Origin of the sequence: Reinekea sp. (assembly GCF_046710285.1) — a bacterium.
GTDB lineage: Bacteria > Pseudomonadota > Gammaproteobacteria > Pseudomonadales > Natronospirillaceae > Reinekea.
The window spans coordinates 1-17,180 of record NZ_JBKEGY010000015.1 but is presented as its reverse complement, the minus strand read 5'-3'; the positions used below and the strand labels follow the sequence as shown (position 1 = coordinate 17,180).

General features: G+C 42.4%; 21 protein-coding genes. 5 read left to right on the top strand and 16 right to left on the bottom strand.

Translation table 11 applies throughout. The annotated features are described in order from the left end of the window. Window positions 1–28 precede the first annotated feature (28 nt). Window positions 29–199 (bottom strand): hypothetical protein, encoded by a 171-nt coding sequence (locus ACI882_RS11455; RefSeq protein WP_411745787.1) that lies wholly within the window; start codon window positions 197–199, stop codon window positions 29–31. Between the two features lie 489 nt (window positions 200–688). On the opposite strand from ACI882_RS11455, the gene ACI882_RS11450 reads away from it, so the two are divergent. Together ACI882_RS11450 and nspC are read left to right on the top strand one after the other, a co-directional pair. Further along, window positions 689–1,888, top strand: a complete 1,200-nt coding sequence (locus ACI882_RS11450) for a saccharopine dehydrogenase family protein (protein WP_411745883.1) — start codon at window positions 689–691, stop codon at window positions 1,886–1,888. 10 nt (window positions 1,889–1,898) lie between these two features. Further along, window positions 1,899–3,065 carry a carboxynorspermidine decarboxylase gene (nspC, locus tag ACI882_RS11445; protein WP_411745884.1) on the top strand — a complete coding sequence of 389 codons (1,167 nt, stop codon included), beginning with the start codon at window positions 1,899–1,901 and terminating at the stop codon, window positions 3,063–3,065. 176 nt (window positions 3,066–3,241) lie between these two features. Here nspC and ACI882_RS11440 read toward each other — a convergent pair whose 3' ends face one another. The 3 genes from ACI882_RS11440 to ACI882_RS11430 form a co-directional block, all read right to left on the bottom strand. After that, complete coding sequence (locus tag ACI882_RS11440) at window positions 3,242–3,715, bottom strand: DUF1499 domain-containing protein (protein WP_411745885.1); 474 nt, start codon at window positions 3,713–3,715, stop codon at window positions 3,242–3,244. A gap of 35 nt (window positions 3,716–3,750) precedes the next feature. Next, on the bottom strand, window positions 3,751–3,981 hold the full coding sequence (gene nrtS, locus ACI882_RS11435; protein ID WP_411745886.1) for a nitrate/nitrite transporter NrtS: 231 nt from the start codon (window positions 3,979–3,981) through the stop codon (window positions 3,751–3,753). A gap of 192 nt (window positions 3,982–4,173) precedes the next feature. After that, the gene (locus ACI882_RS11430; RefSeq protein ID WP_411745887.1) at window positions 4,174–5,061 is read right to left on the bottom strand and encodes a LysR family transcriptional regulator; all 888 of its coding nucleotides are present in this window, start codon (window positions 5,059–5,061) and stop codon (window positions 4,174–4,176) included. Window positions 5,062–5,146: 85 nt separating this feature from the next. Between ACI882_RS11430 and ACI882_RS11425 the strand changes: the two genes are divergently transcribed. Continuing rightward, complete coding sequence (locus ACI882_RS11425; RefSeq protein ID WP_411746981.1) at window positions 5,147–6,061, top strand: NAD(P)H-binding protein; 915 nt, start codon at window positions 5,147–5,149, stop codon at window positions 6,059–6,061. 77 nt (window positions 6,062–6,138) lie between these two features. Here the strand turns inward: ACI882_RS11425 and ACI882_RS11420 are convergent, their stop codons facing one another. From ACI882_RS11420 to ACI882_RS11365, 12 genes are all read right to left on the bottom strand, one after another. Further along, window positions 6,139–7,215 (bottom strand): ABC transporter ATP-binding protein, encoded by a 1,077-nt coding sequence (locus ACI882_RS11420; protein WP_411748497.1) that lies wholly within the window; start codon window positions 7,213–7,215, stop codon window positions 6,139–6,141. Between the two features lie 8 nt (window positions 7,216–7,223). Continuing rightward, a complete protein-coding gene (locus ACI882_RS11415) occupies window positions 7,224–8,840 on the bottom strand; it encodes an ABC transporter permease (RefSeq protein WP_411748496.1) in 1,617 nt (538 codons plus the stop codon). A 2-nt stretch (window positions 8,841–8,842) separates the two neighbouring features. Next, a complete protein-coding gene (locus ACI882_RS11410; RefSeq protein ID WP_411745663.1) occupies window positions 8,843–9,859 on the bottom strand; it encodes a Fe(3+) ABC transporter substrate-binding protein in 1,017 nt (338 codons plus the stop codon). 79 nt (window positions 9,860–9,938) lie between these two features. Further along, window positions 9,939–10,541: a YitT family protein gene (locus ACI882_RS11405; RefSeq protein ID WP_411745662.1), complete on the bottom strand. Its 603-nt coding sequence runs from the start codon at window positions 10,539–10,541 to the stop codon at window positions 9,939–9,941. Window positions 10,542–10,682: 141 nt separating this feature from the next. Next, complete coding sequence (locus ACI882_RS11400; protein WP_411745661.1) at window positions 10,683–11,123, bottom strand: methylglyoxal synthase; 441 nt, start codon at window positions 11,121–11,123, stop codon at window positions 10,683–10,685. Window positions 11,124–11,125: 2 nt separating this feature from the next. After that, window positions 11,126–11,494, bottom strand: coding sequence for a VanZ family protein (locus ACI882_RS11395; protein WP_411745660.1), 369 nt, complete (start codon window positions 11,492–11,494; stop codon window positions 11,126–11,128). Window positions 11,495–11,544: 50 nt separating this feature from the next. Continuing rightward, entirely contained in the window at window positions 11,545–11,940 is a 396-nt protein-coding gene (locus ACI882_RS11390; RefSeq protein WP_411745659.1) for a VOC family protein, read from the bottom strand. Then, the gene (locus ACI882_RS11385; RefSeq protein WP_411745658.1) at window positions 11,940–13,064 is read right to left on the bottom strand and encodes a 1-acyl-sn-glycerol-3-phosphate acyltransferase; all 1,125 of its coding nucleotides are present in this window, start codon (window positions 13,062–13,064) and stop codon (window positions 11,940–11,942) included. Before ACI882_RS11385 ends, ACI882_RS11390 begins: the two co-directional genes overlap by 1 nt. 164 nt (window positions 13,065–13,228) lie before the next feature. Beyond that, entirely contained in the window at window positions 13,229–13,546 is a 318-nt protein-coding gene (locus ACI882_RS11380; protein ID WP_411745657.1) for a hypothetical protein, read from the bottom strand. Continuing rightward, window positions 13,546–13,944, bottom strand: a complete 399-nt coding sequence (locus ACI882_RS11375; protein ID WP_411745656.1) for a YiiD C-terminal domain-containing protein — start codon at window positions 13,942–13,944, stop codon at window positions 13,546–13,548. The genes ACI882_RS11380 and ACI882_RS11375 overlap by 1 nt, the downstream gene beginning before the upstream one ends. After that, on the bottom strand, window positions 13,941–14,615 hold the full coding sequence (locus tag ACI882_RS11370) for an HAD family hydrolase (protein ID WP_411746966.1): 675 nt from the start codon (window positions 14,613–14,615) through the stop codon (window positions 13,941–13,943). The genes ACI882_RS11375 and ACI882_RS11370 overlap by 4 nt, the downstream gene beginning before the upstream one ends. Beyond that, complete coding sequence (locus ACI882_RS11365; RefSeq protein WP_411744215.1) at window positions 14,612–15,685, bottom strand: zinc ABC transporter substrate-binding protein; 1,074 nt, start codon at window positions 15,683–15,685, stop codon at window positions 14,612–14,614. The genes ACI882_RS11370 and ACI882_RS11365 overlap by 4 nt, the downstream gene beginning before the upstream one ends. Before the next feature lie 74 nt (window positions 15,686–15,759). On the opposite strand from ACI882_RS11365, the gene znuC reads away from it, so the two are divergent. Both znuC and ACI882_RS11355 read left to right on the top strand, forming a co-directional pair. After that, on the top strand, window positions 15,760–16,524 hold the full coding sequence (gene znuC, locus ACI882_RS11360) for a zinc ABC transporter ATP-binding protein ZnuC (RefSeq protein WP_411744214.1): 765 nt from the start codon (window positions 15,760–15,762) through the stop codon (window positions 16,522–16,524). Beyond that, the coding region (locus ACI882_RS11355) for an iron chelate uptake ABC transporter family permease subunit (RefSeq protein WP_411748495.1) at window positions 16,517–17,180 on the top strand (664 nt) is incomplete at its 3' end. The genes znuC and ACI882_RS11355, both read left to right, overlap by 8 nt.

The window sequence follows — 17,180 nt, the reverse complement described above, 5'->3', positions numbered from 1 at the left end:
TGCCCTTTCACTATTTGTTGTGTGACGTTTAGTTATCACTAAGAACGGCAACACCCTCAATAGACAGTTGGTCTCTTACTTCTGGATTAGAAATCTGCTTTAAGGCATTACGATTTGATAAATCACGTGTTTTAGGCGCTTTCGCTACCACCTTAAAAAAAGCAGTAAAAGAGGGCCTGTCGGGGTCGTTACGGTTCATTTTTAATTCCTTTAACATTCATCTGTATTGTTCAATTTACTAATAGCTAGACTATTTTCTAGCCGTTAAATTTACTGTAGTTCAGCTTTCACCTAATTTCTGTATATTTATCATACAAACATTAATGAATAATATTCACTTATAAACAAACCATAAGCACTATAAATTCGATTTAGCTCAGGCTATAGCTGCCTTACAGCGAGGTATATAATAGAGCTTATAATTTTAAAAAACACCACCTACTGCACATTTTTCGCACAAATATAAAAATAGTTGTCAAAATTGTGATATTTGTCCAGTTTTACCCACCCATTCTGATGTTTCGTCAAATAATTTACGCCTCATAACGGTAAATGCCAAAAAATCACTTGTGTTTTCTACTGTGGTTACTTAAATTCGCGCTCCCTAAAATTGGCTATGATTAATCAACAATTAACGTAAGATTAACCCAATAGGTATCCAACTCGTCCTCGATAAAAGGAAAAGATAATGGCTAAAGTTATGATTATTGGCGCTGGCGGCGTCGGCAATGTTGTTGCCCACAAGGTAGCTCAACTCAATGAAGTATTTACCGAAGTCGTTCTAGCAAGTCGAACGCTATCTAAATGTGACGCTATTGCTGCAACGCTGACTCGACCAATCACCACTGCACAAGTTGATGCCGATAACGTACCCGAACTGGTTGCCCTACTTAAAAAGGAAAAGCCTGAGCTGGTTATCAACGTCGCGCTGCCTTACCAAGATTTAACTATCATGGATGCCTGTTTAGAAGCCGGCGTTCACTATATGGATACAGCCAATTACGAACCACTCGATACTGCAAAATTTGAATATCATTGGCAGTGGGCGTACCAAGAAAAGTTTGAACAAGCCGGTTTAACTGCATTACTGGGCAGTGGGTTTGACCCAGGTGCGACCAATATGTTTACGGCTTACTTGGCAAAACACTACTTTGATGAAATTCACACACTAGATATCATCGATGTAAACGGTGGCGATCACGGCTATCCATTCGCCACAAACTTCAACCCAGAAATCAACATCCGTGAAGTAACAGCAGAATGTCGTCACTGGGAAGATGGTGAATTTATTGAAACACCGGCGATGTCTAAAAAAGCAGAATTCACCTGCCCAGAAGAAGTCGGTACTTATAATATCTACCGTATGTATCATGAAGAGCTAGAGTCTCTCACCAAGCACTACCCAACTATTAAACGTGCTCAGTTCTGGATGAGTTTCGGCGATAGCTATCTGAAACATTTAGAAGTGCTCGGTAACGTAGGTATGACGGGCATTGAACCGGTTGAGTTTAATGGTCAACAGATAGTACCTATTCAATTTTTACGCACTCTATTACCTGACCCTTCAACATTAGGTGAACGTACACATGGTAAAACCTGCATTGGATGCGTGGTTCAAGGCGTAAAAGACGGCAAAACCAAAACCATGTATTTGTACCAAATTAAAGATCACCAAGATTGCTACAAAGAAGTGCAGTCTCAGGCGATCTCATACACCACTGGCGTACCTGCGATGATCGGCGCGAAGATGATAGTTGAAGGTCACTGGAAAAAACCCGGTGTTTGGAACATGGAGCAAATGGATCCAGATTTGTTTATGGAAGATATGAACAAATACGGCCTACCTTGGCAGGTCATCGAACTCGATAACTTTGATTTAGACAGCTAAAGGTAAAACCATGCAATTCACTGATTTCACCAGACTAGATCTAGAACAACTGCCCTCGCCCTGCTTCGTTGTTGATGAAGTAGCGCTGGAGCGTAACCTGACCCTATTGAAACAGGTGGCCGATGCCAGTGGTGCGAAGGTGTTAGCGGCATTAAAAGCCTTTTCAATGTGGCATTTTGGTGAAAAAACCGGTGAATTTTTAAGTGGCACCTGTGCCAGTGGGTTGCATGAAGCTAAGCTAGGTAAAGAGCATTACCCTGGTGAAGTGCATGTTTTTTCAGCTGCGTTTTCGAAAGACGACGTGCAAGAGCTACTCGGTTTTACCGATCACATGGTCTTTAACAGCAACTCTCAATGGCAGCGTTTCCAGCCGCTTATTCAAGAGGCTATGCAAAAACGGCCTACGTTAAAGTTTGGCTTGCGGATTAACCCTGAACATTCCGAAGGTGCTGTACCCATTTACGACCCTTGCGCACCGGGTTCTCGCTTAGGTATTCCATTATCGCAGCTCGATCAAGACAACTTAGACGGCATTTCAGGGCTGCATTTTCATACCCTGTGCGAGCAAGGCTTTGAGCCGTTATCGCGCACGTTAGACGCCGTAGAAAAAAACTTTGGTCATTTACTTCATAAAATGGATTGGGTCAATTTTGGCGGTGGTCACCACATAACGGCTCCGGGCTACAACGTTGACGGCCTCATTAGCCGCATCAAACAGTTTAAAGCGACTTATAACGTTGATGTATACATTGAACCAGGAGAAGCCATAGCGATTGGTACAGGCGTATTAGTAGCCGAAGTACTTGATATTACCTTCAATCAACTGCCACAGGCCATTTTAGACACCTCCGCCACCTGTCACATGCCAGACACCTTAGAAATGCCCTACAGGCCCGACATAACCGGATCAGGCGAAGCCAACGAAAAAGCACACACCTATCGTCTCGGTGGCCTAACTTGCTTAGCAGGTGACGTGATAGACGACTACAGCTTTGATGCCCCATTAGAAGTCGGCCAACGGTTAATTTTTGAAGACATGGCGCACTACACCATGGTGAAAACCTCAACTTTTAATGGCACCAAATTACCCGCACTCGCGGTTTGGAACTCTGAAACGAACGAGCTAAAAGTGATTAAAGAGTTTGGTTATGAGGATTTCAAGCAGAGGTTGTCTTAGGGGCGTTTTTTAAGCTGCGGGCTGTGGGTCAAAACCATATGGCTACTTTCGATTATTTCCATACTTGAACTAGCAGCAAGCCTCCAGTCTCTATAATAATGAGAATAGACCCATTACTCAAAAATCTAGGCCATAAACTTTGACCTGAATTTTTGGAACTTACTTGCAGCTTACAACTATAAACTTGCAGCTGCCTTTACAACTTTAGCAATACCCTGCTTTTGAAGTATCTTTCTGAAAGTTTCGACTCTATTCCGATTTACGCCCATATCATAAAGCCCTAACAAAGATTGTGATCTGACCGCGAGTGACCTCTGATCTGGCTCAACTAAAACTTCAAAGTAATCTGGAAAACCAATCACACTGCTTTTGCAAACCATGTCCAAATAACCAAAACGCGTTTCTTTTAGGGTCGCACCTTGAATCGTTAATGCGGCATCTTGTATTTTTTGCCAGTTGGCAGGCGTAAGCTTTTCCACTAACGCAATTGAATCAATTTTATACAGGAAAACGACTGACTCACTCGAAACACAATTTAAAAAAGGCGTGCAACGATCTAAAGTGAAGTCTACCCCCTGCTCCGGGATAGGATATGTAGAAACGCAACCGGTTAGAATGACGGTTAAAGCCAATAACACGCTACGATACATAATGGTTTCTCTTTTATATTATTGGGTATTATAAATTACGATCCGTTAGCTCGCAGAGCTTGAACCGCTGACCAAGTAGAAACACCATACGGGACGAGATATGTAAGAATAACTTTTAAGAGATCTTCATTAGACAACGTCAAGGTAAAAATCCTTTCACCATGATTAATCAGCGCCAACATAGTGCCAACAATCAAAGCCACCTTTAACGCTCTAGACACAACTTGTTTAGACAACGCTAACGAAATAGAATAATTTTGATTCATATTAATGAACAACTCTCATATGACGCACATGGTTGTTAAACTTCTTGGCTTCAAACAATTCAACAATTACGAGCACTTCAAAAAAACACAACAATCAAATTATGATGATCTTTAATCACCTATGTGTCAACTTCGCTGACTTTAGACAGTAGCACCCAATTGCATATTTTTAGGCTAACAAAGTAGGCTCTATTATATCATTTGAGTCGATGCTTCTAGATATTCAGCTAAAAATTCCATCATAACTCTGATTTTTTGATTATGCTGAACGTCACGGTGGCAAGCTAGGTAAATGGGCAATGAAGGCAACTGAACATCAAAACACAACTCTTCAAGGCCCGCGTTGAAACATAATGCCTTATGCGTCACCACCACCCCTCCTTTATTCCGAGCTATTTCGAGATGCATCGGCAAAAAATCACTGCGTACAAAAAAGTCTTCTTTACTAATATTCCACCCCTTAGAGCGGGCGCCCTTAATAAACTGTTCATCACGATCAAAGCCTAAAATTCGGCAGCTGAATAGCTCCGCTTCTGTGGTGGGACGACCAACAGTATCCAAATATTCTTTATGGGCAAAAAAACCCAGCGGAATATTAAATAAATGCCGCGCCTTAATGTCTAACTGCGTTGGAGGGAACATTCTAATAGCAATATCGGCATCACGTTTATCCAAATTACTGGCCTGATTAGAAACTTCTATTTCTACCGCTACTTCAGGATATTGATCCATGAATTTAGGCAATATTTTCGGTAAATAGTACTGTGCAACCATTTCATTTGCAGATAAGCGTAAGCGCCCGACTAGTCGATTCTCTTGTCCTTGTGCGAATCTCTGCAACCTTTGCGCTGTCGCCTCCATCTCTTGGGCTTGCTCAAGGAAACCTGCACCAAACTGAGTTAAAGACAACCCTTGAGTACTTCGATCAAACAATGCCTGCCCCAACTTACTCTCCATAGCCACTAATTGGCGACTAAGGGTTGGTTGAGACACTAATAATATTTCAGCGGCTTTCGATAAACTCCCATGTTCTGCCAACGCTAAAAAATATTGCCACCATTGCCAATTAAATCTATTCATTTTTGCATATCCACTATCACATTAATGTCATTCACTATTGATTTTTGAATAATATACTAGCGTTAAATGAACTGGAGGACAAATCATGAAAACGGCATTAATCATTGGCGCTACAGGCAATTTTGGCTTTCAAATGGCCTTAACTTTGCTCAATAGAGGTTGGCAGCTAAAAATACTCATACGCGATAAAGACAAATGCCCGGGTGCCCTAGCTGCTGCGGACATTATAGAAGGGTCAGCCAATGACAGCGAGGCTGTTTTGAATGCAGCCCATGGCTGTGCGCTCATTGTTTATGCGGCAAACCCAAAATACCATCGCTGGCAACAAGAAGCGTTAGCGATGCTAGAGCCAACTATTGCCGCCGCAAAAGTATCGGGCGCACGCATTTTATTGCCCGGCAATGTTTATAACTACTCACCACAACCTCAATGGGTCAATGAATTAACCCAACAGCTGCCCTATTCCAAAAAAGGCGAAATACGGGTTGAAATGGAGCAACGTTTAAAACAAGCCAGCCAGCATGGTGTGAAAACTACCATCATTAGAGCAGGCGACTTTATTGGACCCAATACTCATTTTACATGGCTAAATATGGCACTAAGAACCAAAGGCAAACAATCAAAATTATCTATGCCTCACGACCAAACGCATAAGCACTTTTGGAGCTACCTACCCGACCTCTGTACCAATGCGGCACAACTCGTCGAAAGTAGCGAAGCCACCTTCGAGCTATGGCACGATGTAGGCTTACAACTCACCACCCAAGAGTGGGTTACAGCGCTCCAACAAAATGGACAAACAGTGAAGCAATCAAAGTTCCCTTGGTTAGCTTTAACCTTTGCAAGCTTATTCAGCCCCATGTTAAAAGAAGTCATTAAAATGCGCTACTTATGGCAAGAACCCCTTGTTTTAAACGGCGAGAAAATGAAAGAAAAACTAGGCAGTAAACAAGAAGAAACCCAAATAGCAGATATTGTAAAAGCAATATTAGTCAAATAAGACCATAGGCTGCACCTAAAAACTGCAGCCACACCATCTTTTGACCTTACTCGCAGCTTGCAGCTAAAAACTTGCAGCTACTCCCCACCCTGCGCTTCAAACAACATAATATGATCAAGATCTAACTTAATACCAATGCGTTCACCCAATGCATGATTATGGTGACTAGACGCTAAGCAAAGTAGCTTTTGTCCATTAGTCAGTTCAACTTGATATTGAAAGTAAGTACCACGGAACTGCTTGCTGATAATAACACCGAAGAAGTTGCTTTCGTCATCATGCAATACATCGTCTGGGCGAACTAACACATCGACAATGGTGTTAGTGGCAAAGTCATGAGGGTCGGTTAAATTTAAAATACCCAGTTCGGTATTGATTTGACCTTCGTTGAGAATCTCAGCGTGTAAAAAATCGCCTTGACCGATAAAGTCGGCGACAAAACGTGTTTCAGGTAAATGGTAAAGTTCGAACGGGGCACTGTATTGCTCTAAGCAGCCGTTATTCATCACTGCTACTTTATCTGCAATGGCAAACGCTTCCAGTTGGTCATGGGTGACGACTATTGCGGTGATATTTTCCTTCACTAATATGCGGCGAATATCTGGCACTAGCGTTTCTTTTAAGGTCGCATCTAACCCTGAGAACGGTTCATCCATTAACAATAAGGTTGGCTTGGGCGCTAAGGCTCTGGCCAAGGCAATACGTTGTTGCTGACCGCCTGATAAAGAGTTTGGATAACGTGATTCAGTGTCTTCTAGACCGACTAGACTTAGTAACTCGGATACTCGGGCTTTGCGTTCAGTTGTTGGCAACGATTGAATACCAAAGGCGATATTTTGCTCAACAGTCAGGTGCGGAAATAACGCGATATCTTGAAATACCATGCCTATATTGCGAAGCTCTGGCGATACTTGAGTTGACTTTGACGACATCTCTTTGCCGAGCATGGTGATCTTTCCATGAGTGACCGATTCAAAGCCAGCAATCGCGCGCAAGAGTGTCGATTTACCGCAACCACTAGGTCCAAGCAAGCAGCCCACTTGGCCATTTTCTAGGTGCAACGAAACCCGTTTAACAACTCGATGGCTGCCGTAGCTGACATCTACATCGTCAAGATCTAATACAAACTGAGACTGCGGTTCTTTGGGTTTCATAGCAACCATTAATTTTTAACAATAGAACGATTTAATAAAAAAACTGGCACTAGGCCAACTAATACAATAGTTAAACTTGCTGGGCCTACATCAATAAGCCGTTCGTCGGAAGCAAACTCGTAGGCTCGCACTGCCAAAGTATTAAAGTTAAACGGCCGCAGAATAAGTGTTGCTGGCAATTCTTTTAATACATCTACAAACACGATTAAAAATGCCGTCAAGACACTGCCACTGAGCAAAGGCACATGTACTTTACGAATAATTTGAGACGGTGTTAAGCCTAGCAACTGAGCACTTTGGTCAATGCTCGGTTTAATACTTTGTAAGCCGCTTTGAATCGCCCCTAAAGACACCGCTAAAAAACGCACGGTATAAGCAAAAACAACCGCGACCAAGGTACCTGATAAAAACAAGCCAAACTCAATATCAGTATAGCGCTCTAAAAAGCTTAAAAAGGCATTGTCGAAGCCATTGAAGGCGATGACCACACCAATCGCGACGATTGTTCCCGGCATAGCGTAACCTAAGGAGGTAACTTGCACTGCCCCATTCACGAGTTTGCTTTTCGACTTTCGTGCTGCATAAGCCAGCACTAAAGCTAATGTAACGGCAACAAAAGCCGCAATAAAAGCCAAACTAAAGCTATTCCAAATTAATACAAAAAATTCAGAACTTAATAATACGTTACTTTTAACTGACCAGTAAGCAAGGACAGCCGCCGGAATTAGAAAGCCAATAGAGACCGGAACCATACACCAGGCTAAAACAATCCACTGCAGGGCACCAGTGAGTTTAACGCGGTTCGGCTTTATTTGACTTTCAGTATGACTAAAATAGCGGATGCGGCGGCGAGAAAACTTTTCTAGCATCACCAGCAACAATACAAAACACAAAAGACCCGTGGCCAATTGTGCGGCCCCAGCAATACTGCCAAGCCCATAATAAGTTCTAAATATGCCTGTGGTGAAGGTACTGACACCAAAATACTCAACGGTGCCATAATCTGCCAAGGTTTCCATCAATACTAGGCTTAAACCGGCAATAATTGCGGGTCGAGCCATGGGTAAGGTCACTTTGAAGAAACTCATTAACGGCGAAACGCCTAATGATCGGCTAACATCAAGTAAGTTGCCCGACTGAGATAAAAAGGCCGCTCTGCTCATTAAATATACATAGGGATATAGAACAAACGCCAACATCAACATGGCACCGGTTAACGAACGTATCTCGAAGAACCAGTATTCACCATAAGAAACTTGAAAAACAGAACGAAGAACAGTTTGGATCGGACCCGCAAAATCAAGAATCCCTGTATAGGTGTAAGCAATAATATAAGCTGGCATCGCCATGGGCATTAGCAATAACAGTGAAACTATGCGGCGACCTGGAAAGTCAAAGCTGCTCGTCCACCATGCAGTAGATACCCCAAGAATAATCACACCCACACCAACGCCAAACATCAATAACAAGGTATTCGTTACATAATCAAAAAGGACAGTTTCGTAGAGATGATGCCAGATCGACATATCTTGAGAGAATATTTGAATGACTATAACGACAATCGGCAGCGTTAATAACGCTGCCGTTGCAATTGTAATAAAAGAAAGTTTATCAAATCTTAGCAAGACTACTTCCAGCCAGCGCGATCCATCAATTTAACCGCTGCTTCATTATTTACGCCTAGTACAGTTAGATTAACTGCATCGGCTTTGAATTCACCTAAGTTAGTTAATGCATTAGATGCATCAACTCCAGCAACAACTGGGTACTCATTATTCACCTCAGAATACCACTGTTGAGACTCTGTGCTTAGCATAAATTCAATTAATTGTTTTGATTCTTCAACATTTTTAGAGGCTTTGGTAATCGCGATACCACTTACGTTAACATGTGTGCCTCGGTCACCTTGGTTTGGCCAAAAAACGCCCAGTTTTGCGGCTACTTCGTTATCTGCTGCTGAATCGCTGTTAACTAATCGACCGTAGTAGTAGGTGTTGGCGATTGCGATATCACAAAGACCTGCTGCAGCTGCTTTTAATTGATCGGTATCACCACCTGAAGGCGGACGTGCCATATTTGCAACTAAACCCTTAGCAAACTCTTCAGAAGCGTTCTCACCATTTGCATCAATCATCGATGCGATTAACGATTGATTATAGATGTTACTTGAAGAACGAATACAGATACGCCCTTTCCAGTGAGCGTCGGTCAATGCTTCGTAGGTTGATAACTCATCTTCCGTCACATTGCCTTTCACATAAAAAATTGGACGCGCACGCATAGTTAATCCGGTCCAAAAATCATCGCTGTCGCGTAAATTCGCAGGCACTTTAGCATCGACAACATCACTCTTTAACGGTTGTAATACATTGGCTTCTTTAGCACGATACAAACGACCCGCATCAGCTGTAATCAATAAGTCAGCAGGAGAGCGTTTCCCTTCTGTAGATAAACGCGTAATAAGCGCATCATCTTTACCGGAAACCAAATTTACTTCAATGCCAGTTTGCTCTGTGAATTTATCTAAAAGAGGCTTGATTAGACCTTCTTGACGTGAAGAATAGATATTAACTTCCGCCAAAAGAGGCGTGGCGGTTAGAGCCAAAAGACCTGTTGTCAGTAATTTTTTTGTTGCTTGCTTCATACATAGCTCTCTTAGGAGTAGATTTTCGAGAACAATAACGACAACTAGACTCAAATGCAAACGATTATCATTAGATAGTCTAGTTAATTTGATATCGCCCAGGTTTGTGATTCAGCGCAATTACGATATTTAAAGCAAATGCACCCAATATTGACGTTAATAAGAGCGGTAAAGGCACTAAGAAATACCCTACTCCGACAATACCTATATCAACCACCATTTGAAATTTTCCAGCTGATATTCCGAATCGATCTTGCATAAATAAGGACAAAACACCCAGACCACCGAGGCTAGAAACATGTCGAAACATAATTAGGATTCCCATGCCAATGCACAAACCACCCACGACAGATGCAAAAACTGGGTTCACGTATTCAAACTGTAGGAAAATTCGAAAATAATCAGAAATGAATGAGACAAGTGATACTGAAACAAAGGTATTTAGGGTGAAACGGGTACCCATTCGTCTATAAGCCAAGTAATAAAACGGTACATTGACAACGAAGAATATTTGACCAAAGCTAAAGGGGGTTACATGCGTTAGTAACACCGCTATGCCCGCTGTTCCGCCTGTTAAGAGTCCGCACTCGCTGAAAAGATAGATCCCCAAAGAAACGAAAATAGAAGCCATAAATACGGCGATGACATCTTCTAAAATTGAGTGATGTGTTTTCGGTTTCAAACGCAGCCCTTTACTTAGTTAGGTGAGCACGCATCGTACTGATAATTCACGTTCAGTATAGCCTGACGTCGACCAAAGGGTTGCGCTGTACGGGCATTTTTGTAAACTTTAGCTTACAAAATATCGAAAACACTGTTCTAACTAGCCTGCAGGTGTCGTCCGGTTAGCATAAGCTGAGAAGTCGGGTGCATCGGCTTGGTAATCATTATGCAACAAAGGTGACATTATCATAAAGTCAGCACTGGCTTTATTGCAGGCTACTGGCACATTGTATAAAGCGGCTATCCGCAATAGAGCTTTAATGTCTGGGTCATGTGGTTGCGGCTCTAATGGATCCCAGAAGAAGATCAATAAATCTATCGCGCCCTCCGCAATCTTTGAGCCTATTTGCTGATCACCTCCAAGTGGCCCACTGAGCAATCGAGTGACAGGCCGACCTAGGCCTTCTTCGATCAAACGACCCGTCGTACCAGTTCCCCAAATAGTTAGCGGCGCTAAATGCTCTTGATGAACTTTGGCCCATGCCACTAGCTCTTTTTTCTTATTATCATGCGCTACCAGCGCTACATTTTTACTGGCCATAATTAATTCCTAAATAAACGATTATTTTTTAGAACGCTGAAATAGAGTCCTGCGTACACCCCTGCCCCAATAATGATACCTAACGAGTTTGCAACAACATCAGCGCCGCTTGCAAAACGGTATTCGGTCATCCCCTGTAAACACTCAATTAAAACACCATAGCAAAATAAACCTATCGCAACCCAAAACCAGCGTTGAAATGCGAAAAACCCTACAAATGACAAAGTGCCATAGGCAATAAAATGGTTAACTTTATCGTTTGGAGAAAAGTCAGGTTGAGAAACCGGCGCCAAGGACAACACCATGACCATCACCAACAACAAGCATAAAATAATTCGGCTTATAAATTGTGGAGAAATATTGAAGCCCATACCAACCTCTTTAATTCAAATTAGCTATCGGTGACTGATTAAAGACACCGTTATTCGCACTCTACTAGCTCTAAGGGCAAGCCATCAGGATCTTTAAAAAATGTAAAACGATTGCCCGTCAACTCATCCACACGAATTGGCTCTACCGACACCCGCATGGAATCTAAATAATTAATGGCTGCATTTAAGTCTGCTACCCGAAAAGCCAAATGGCGTAAGCCCTGGGCTTCTGGTTGTGAAGCTCTAACGGGAGGATCAGGAAAACTAAACAGCTCTATTTCAAACCCCTCAAAACTTATATCTAGCTTATAGCTCTGGCGTTCTTCTCGGTTCGTTTCTGCTTTTAGCTTGCCACCAAGTACGTTCAAATAGAAATCTTTTGACGCTTGGTAGTCTGAACAAATAATCGCAATGTGATGAATAGACCCAAGCGTCGGAATAGCCATTATAGCGGCCCTTTATTTTCTTTCATTCGCATGCCATTTGCATATTGCTTGAGTAAATAGGGTTTAACATGATCATTTAACTTTGCACAGCGTGCAGCTAATTGTTCCACCGCGCTATTCACAAGCTCTATTTCACGGCCTTCAAGTTGCGCTTCGGCCCATTCATTGGTTTCAAACGGCCGATATAACTTATAAATTTGTTTATCTATAACGGTGGCAACTTCAGCGTCTTTTTCGTAATCGCCATTGAGCACATCGCCAAATTCTAAGTGTACTCGCCCTTTCCAGCCGGTCATGCCTTTAGCGATTGAATTCATATCTTCATGCTTACGCTTTTTGTAGCTTCCTTCAGAAGCGTGAGCATACAACTCTCGGGCTTTTGAAATATCTGTAGGGTCAAGCTCGTAGCTTATAGCAACGGGGACGATATTTAACTCGTTAATGTAGTCAGCATAAGGAACTGGCTTTGGTTTGCTTAAACTGAACATACCTATCACTGCACTATTGGTTTTGTCGTAACCTGCTTTGGCACGGCCTTCAGCTTGAGCTATCCAGACATTGGCGTTGTCTTCACGAATAGAATAATGAATATAACGTGACAGTTTTTGTGCCGCACGCAGGCGTTCTTTCATACCTTTTAAACCACGAACAACAATAAAGCTTTTATTGAGTCGCATAAGGTTTGACGAGAATGGTTTGGTGAGCAGGTTATCGCCAATGGCTATTCTTACGGTGTCAAAACCATTGTTGTACAGTGCCCAGTTAACAATCGCTGGGTCCATCACAATATCTCGATGGTTAGAGACAAACAGATACGCTTTTTTGGGATCTAGTTTTTCTAACCCATGTACGCTGTATTCTTGAATTGACTTGCGAACCAATAAACCCGCAAAAGGCGCCAACTTGTTTTGAAACTTTTTAATATCCGATACACCCAATAGGTAGGCCTTAAAGACTAGCCGTATAAGCGGCCGCACTAACCAGGGGATTTTTTTATTTAACTTAGGAGCCAACCATGAACCAATTGTCTTCGCAAACTCTGGGTCATTCAGCGTCTCTTTTAGGACGGCTTTAACTTCATCATCATGGAAGGGTCGAATGTCATCAAACAAGCTATCGCTCATGTTGCTCACTAAGGTTATTCAAGATGACCCGATAGTAGCGAATATCTGAGCATTTTTCAGCAGTTTTAGTTGGATTTAACTAATTTCAATGCAGTTATTCTTTCAGGCCCATAACCATTTAGATATAGCTAGCCCATTTGATCAATGGTGGGGTTTGCGATTGATTATAAATTTATGCTCCATAACATTTGAGTGTCTTTAATCGTTAGCTGAAAGGCTTCTGTTCGAGTTAATGCATAGCTGGCGCCAGTAAACAGCGCGAATAACAGATCATCATTAAATAGCTCGAAACTAGCAACATTACTCGTTTGCAAAAAGTCAGATGGGTTAGTTGGTAATGCTTCAAGATAAAGCTGCCATAAGCTGGCAATTTTCTCTAGCACCTCAGTTGGAAGTGAAAACTCGATTGAACCATTTTGCTCTAACCATCGGTATTGCACCGTAGGTTGGATCAGTATTTTATCTATGGGTACTTTTTGCATTATTGTAAAATACGATAATCACCAATGAATTTACATACGGTCTCACCGAGTTCATCAACTGCATTAATTTCAACCATTGCTCGCCAATGTCCGCTTGGTCGCTTCTCAGGTAAAGCTTTAAATGCAGCTGTTACCGTGAGGTCACCTAATGCAGCCTTGGGGTAAGCGACCTCACCAGATTTAATGGCTACTTTTTCGCCCAAGTCATTCAGCCCGGCCCAATGTGAACAAAGATACCACCCCGAAAGAACCACAGCGGAATATTGGCTACCGGCAAAAAAAGTACCTTTATCATTTCGGTTGCCATGCAGTGGAATGGAAAAAACTGCTTGTCCTGAATTACAAGAAACTAATTCAATGCCTAAAGCCGATAACGGCTCAATGGCCTCTAAGTTCATACCCACATGCCAAATTGTTTAGACGATAACCATTCAGGAAATGATTCAAGAGAATCTAATGCGCCATAGATTACATTGTTCCATTCTAACTTGGTGTTAATAAGGTCTGGCATGTGTAAAACCATACAGCCTGCCGCGACTCCTGACTTCACGCCGTTTTCGCTGTCTTCGATGACAAGTGCATTTTTAGTGGGTACTTTGAGCCTATTTGCGCCTGTGATATAAGGCTCAGGATGAGGCTTACCCTTGCTAACTTGATCGCCTCCTAATACATCTTCAAAATATGACAAAATATTGAATCGGGCTAATTTCAATAAGGCTACTTCTGTTCTTGTGCTGGTGACGACCATTTGAGGAATGCCCATATATTGAACAGTTTTTAACGCCTCAACAACACCCGCTTTGAGTTTAAGTTGGGTTTTAGAGAGCTCTATGTAAGTATCATGTACTTTTGAATAGAGTTCTTCAGCAATTTCACGGCTACCCACATAAGGAAGGTACCAATTCACTGTACTTGCCCTATTAAAGCCAACGGTTTCAAGGTACTTTTGTGCTGGGTCGTCCATGTAATCAGTAGCTAACATTACTTCGGTGAATGCTTGCTGCACTAGGTGTTCAGAGTCAATCAATACCCCATCCATATCCCATAGTACTGCTTCAATCAAATTCACTGTTTGTACTCCAGGCAACTAATCATGTTTGCTGCAAGTTGCGTTAATAGCTCGGTATATAATGTTTCGCCAATTAAAAGCTGACTGCCTAAGGTGTCAATAACACCAATTTTAGCAGAGTTTAGATTTTTCTGAATAAATGTTAGGTATTTTTGGTCATATTGAGGCTCTGCAAAAAGGCAAGCAACATGATGTTGCTGAGCTGCATCAATTAAGCTATTTATCGTTTTTGGACCCGGCGGTTGATCTGGAATCAAGACCACCGACCCTATACCTGTTAACGAGAAGGCCTGTTCAAAATACTGAAAACCGTCATGAAAAACGATAAATGGAACCGATTGTATAGGCTGGGTTTGAACTTTTAGTTCAGCCTGAAGCTCTGTTAAATCGGACTCTAACTTAGTTAAGTTTGCTAGGTATTGCGAAGAATTTTTGGCATCAATTACGATAAGCTGCTGGTAAACCGCTCGACTGAACTGCAAGGCATTATCTGGGCTTAGCCAAAAATGAGGGTCCAACAAACCATGGTCATGGGCTTCGTGACCGTGCTCTTCAGCATGACCTGTCACCTCTGTGTGTCTATCTGCATCATGATCGTGTTCAGAATGCTCGCTATGTGCATCTTCTTCTGTCGATAATTCAAACAGGCTTGGACGATTATTGAGCAATGTTAAATTTGACTCATAACTGATAGCACCGTTTTCTTCATATAACTGCATTATCTGACCACTCGGCCGACGTTGCGATATAATTCGTCCTAGACTGTGCTCTAGCGACTCATCAACCCAGATTAATAAGTCTGTATTGAGAATAAGGCTAAGCTGACTTGGTCTTAAAGCAGCAGAATGAGGTGACTGTTCGATAGAGTATATTAAACTCGGCTCAAATATACCGTGTCCAAGTTGCGCAACCAAACTGTGCAGCGGTGCCAAGCTAACGGATACCTTTAAAGGCTCAGCAAAAGCCGAAATTGACAACATGAACCCAAGTACTAAACCAAATTTATTAATTAATGCCTTCTTCAAGTGATACTCTCCAGTCAATGTAGGCGAAAGGCTACCGATAGACATCGCTAAAGTCTATGCAGGCCTTGATTTTTTACTGTTCGCCGTCATCATTGTTGCACCAATCTAGGAGCTCTTTTGTGCCGATATCGTCATCACCACTACCCTTTTTACTGCAGGCTGAAAATATCTGTTTACAGATAAATGGGCAAACTATCTTAGATAACGTCAACGTGACGGTCAGCGCGGGGGAAATTGTCACCATCGTTGGTCCTAACGGCGCAGGTAAATCATCATTAATTAAGACCCTCATTGGCATCCAAAAACCAACATCGGGTAAAATTCATCGAAGCAATGGCTTACGTATTGGTTACATGCCGCAAAAGCTTTCAATTGATGAATCTTTACCCCTAGATGTTTATCGCCTCATGACTCTCACCCAAACAGCAACGTTAGAAGATGCCAGCGCAGCTTTAGACCGCACTGGCGTTGCGCACCTCATTCATCGACGCGTTCAAAAATTGAGCGGCGGCGAGTTTCAGCGAGTTATGTTAGCCCGTGCGCTGCTCGCTAAACCAGACATTCTAGTTCTCGATGAGCCCGCCCAAGGTGTCGATTTTAATGGTGAAGTAGCTCTATATGAGTTAATTCAAGCATTGCGTACTGAGCTTGGTTGCGCTGTGGTCATGGTCTCTCACGATTTACACATTGTGATGGCTGCTACTGATGAAGTCATTTGCCTGAACAAACACATTTGCTGCTCTGGTCATCCAGAGTCGGTTTCGCAACATCCTGAATTCACGCAATTATTTGGCAAAAAATTCGCCCCGGCCCTAGCCGTTTATACCCACGAACATGACCACACTCATGATCTATCTGACTGTGGAGGTCATCACCATGATTAGTCTTTTATGGCCTGCATTAATGGCCGGTATACTTATTTCTCTATTGGCCGGCCCGTTAGGTAGCTTTCTAGTTTGGCGTAAAATGGCTTATTTTGGTGAGACTATGGCGCATTCCGGTTTGCTGGGCATTACCATTGCGGTATTGTTGAACTGGAACATTACCCTTGGTATTGCCATCATCACGTCATTACTTGCACTGCTGCTCTTTGCGCTGCAACACCAACAACGTATACCAACCGATACCCTGCTCGGCATAATGTCTCACGGTTCTTTAGCGTTAGGCATGTTAGTTTTAGCGTTTTCTACACAAATTAGAACTGACTTAACTGGTTTATTATTTGGTGATTTATTGTCTGTTGGCTATAGCGACTTAATGTTAGTCGGCATTATCGTTTGCATTGGCTTACCCCTGTTAATTTATATCTGGAAACCGCTGCTAGCCATAACCGTCAATGAAGACTTAGCCAAAGCTGAAGGTGTTAATACTGGTTTAATAAAAATTATCTTTTTATTATTGGTCGCACTGACGATAGCCACCGCGATGAAAATTGTTGGGGTTTTGTTAATTACAGCCTTGATGATTATTCCACCAGCAGCGGCACGCTTTGTCGCTAAAACACCTGAGCAAATGGGCGTACTAGCAACTATTATTGCCA

What these genes read in the sequence shown, in the direction of transcription:
- ACI882_RS11455 (WP_411745787.1), bottom strand. Translation starts at nt 199, where the DNA reads ATGAACCGTAACGACCCCGACAGGCCCTCTTTTACTGCTTTTTTTAAG.
- ACI882_RS11450 (WP_411745883.1), top strand. Translation starts at nt 689, where the DNA reads ATGGCTAAAGTTATGATTATTGGCGCTGGCGGCGTCGGCAATGTTGTT.
- nspC (WP_411745884.1), top strand. Translation starts at nt 1,899, where the DNA reads ATGCAATTCACTGATTTCACCAGACTAGATCTAGAACAACTGCCCTCG.
- ACI882_RS11440 (WP_411745885.1), bottom strand. Translation starts at nt 3,715, where the DNA reads ATGTATCGTAGCGTGTTATTGGCTTTAACCGTCATTCTAACCGGTTGC.
- nrtS (WP_411745886.1), bottom strand. Translation starts at nt 3,981, where the DNA reads ATGAATCAAAATTATTCTATTTCGTTAGCGTTGTCTAAACAAGTTGTG.
- ACI882_RS11430 (WP_411745887.1), bottom strand. Translation starts at nt 5,061, where the DNA reads ATGAATAGATTTAATTGGCAATGGTGGCAATATTTTTTAGCGTTGGCA.
- ACI882_RS11425 (WP_411746981.1), top strand. Translation starts at nt 5,147, where the DNA reads ATGAAAACGGCATTAATCATTGGCGCTACAGGCAATTTTGGCTTTCAA.
- ACI882_RS11420 (WP_411748497.1), bottom strand. Translation starts at nt 7,215, where the DNA reads ATGAAACCCAAAGAACCGCAGTCTCAGTTTGTATTAGATCTTGACGAT.
- ACI882_RS11410 (WP_411745663.1), bottom strand. Translation starts at nt 9,859, where the DNA reads ATGAAGCAAGCAACAAAAAAATTACTGACAACAGGTCTTTTGGCTCTA.
- ACI882_RS11400 (WP_411745661.1), bottom strand. Translation starts at nt 11,123, where the DNA reads ATGGCCAGTAAAAATGTAGCGCTGGTAGCGCATGATAATAAGAAAAAA.
- ACI882_RS11395 (WP_411745660.1), bottom strand. Translation starts at nt 11,494, where the DNA reads ATGGGCTTCAATATTTCTCCACAATTTATAAGCCGAATTATTTTATGC.
- ACI882_RS11390 (WP_411745659.1), bottom strand. Translation starts at nt 11,940, where the DNA reads ATGGCTATTCCGACGCTTGGGTCTATTCATCACATTGCGATTATTTGT.
- ACI882_RS11385 (WP_411745658.1), bottom strand. Translation starts at nt 13,064, where the DNA reads ATGAGCGATAGCTTGTTTGATGACATTCGACCCTTCCATGATGATGAA.
- ACI882_RS11380 (WP_411745657.1), bottom strand. Translation starts at nt 13,546, where the DNA reads ATGCAAAAAGTACCCATAGATAAAATACTGATCCAACCTACGGTGCAA.
- ACI882_RS11375 (WP_411745656.1), bottom strand. Translation starts at nt 13,944, where the DNA reads ATGAACTTAGAGGCCATTGAGCCGTTATCGGCTTTAGGCATTGAATTA.
- ACI882_RS11365 (WP_411744215.1), bottom strand. Translation starts at nt 15,685, where the DNA reads ATGTCTATCGGTAGCCTTTCGCCTACATTGACTGGAGAGTATCACTTG.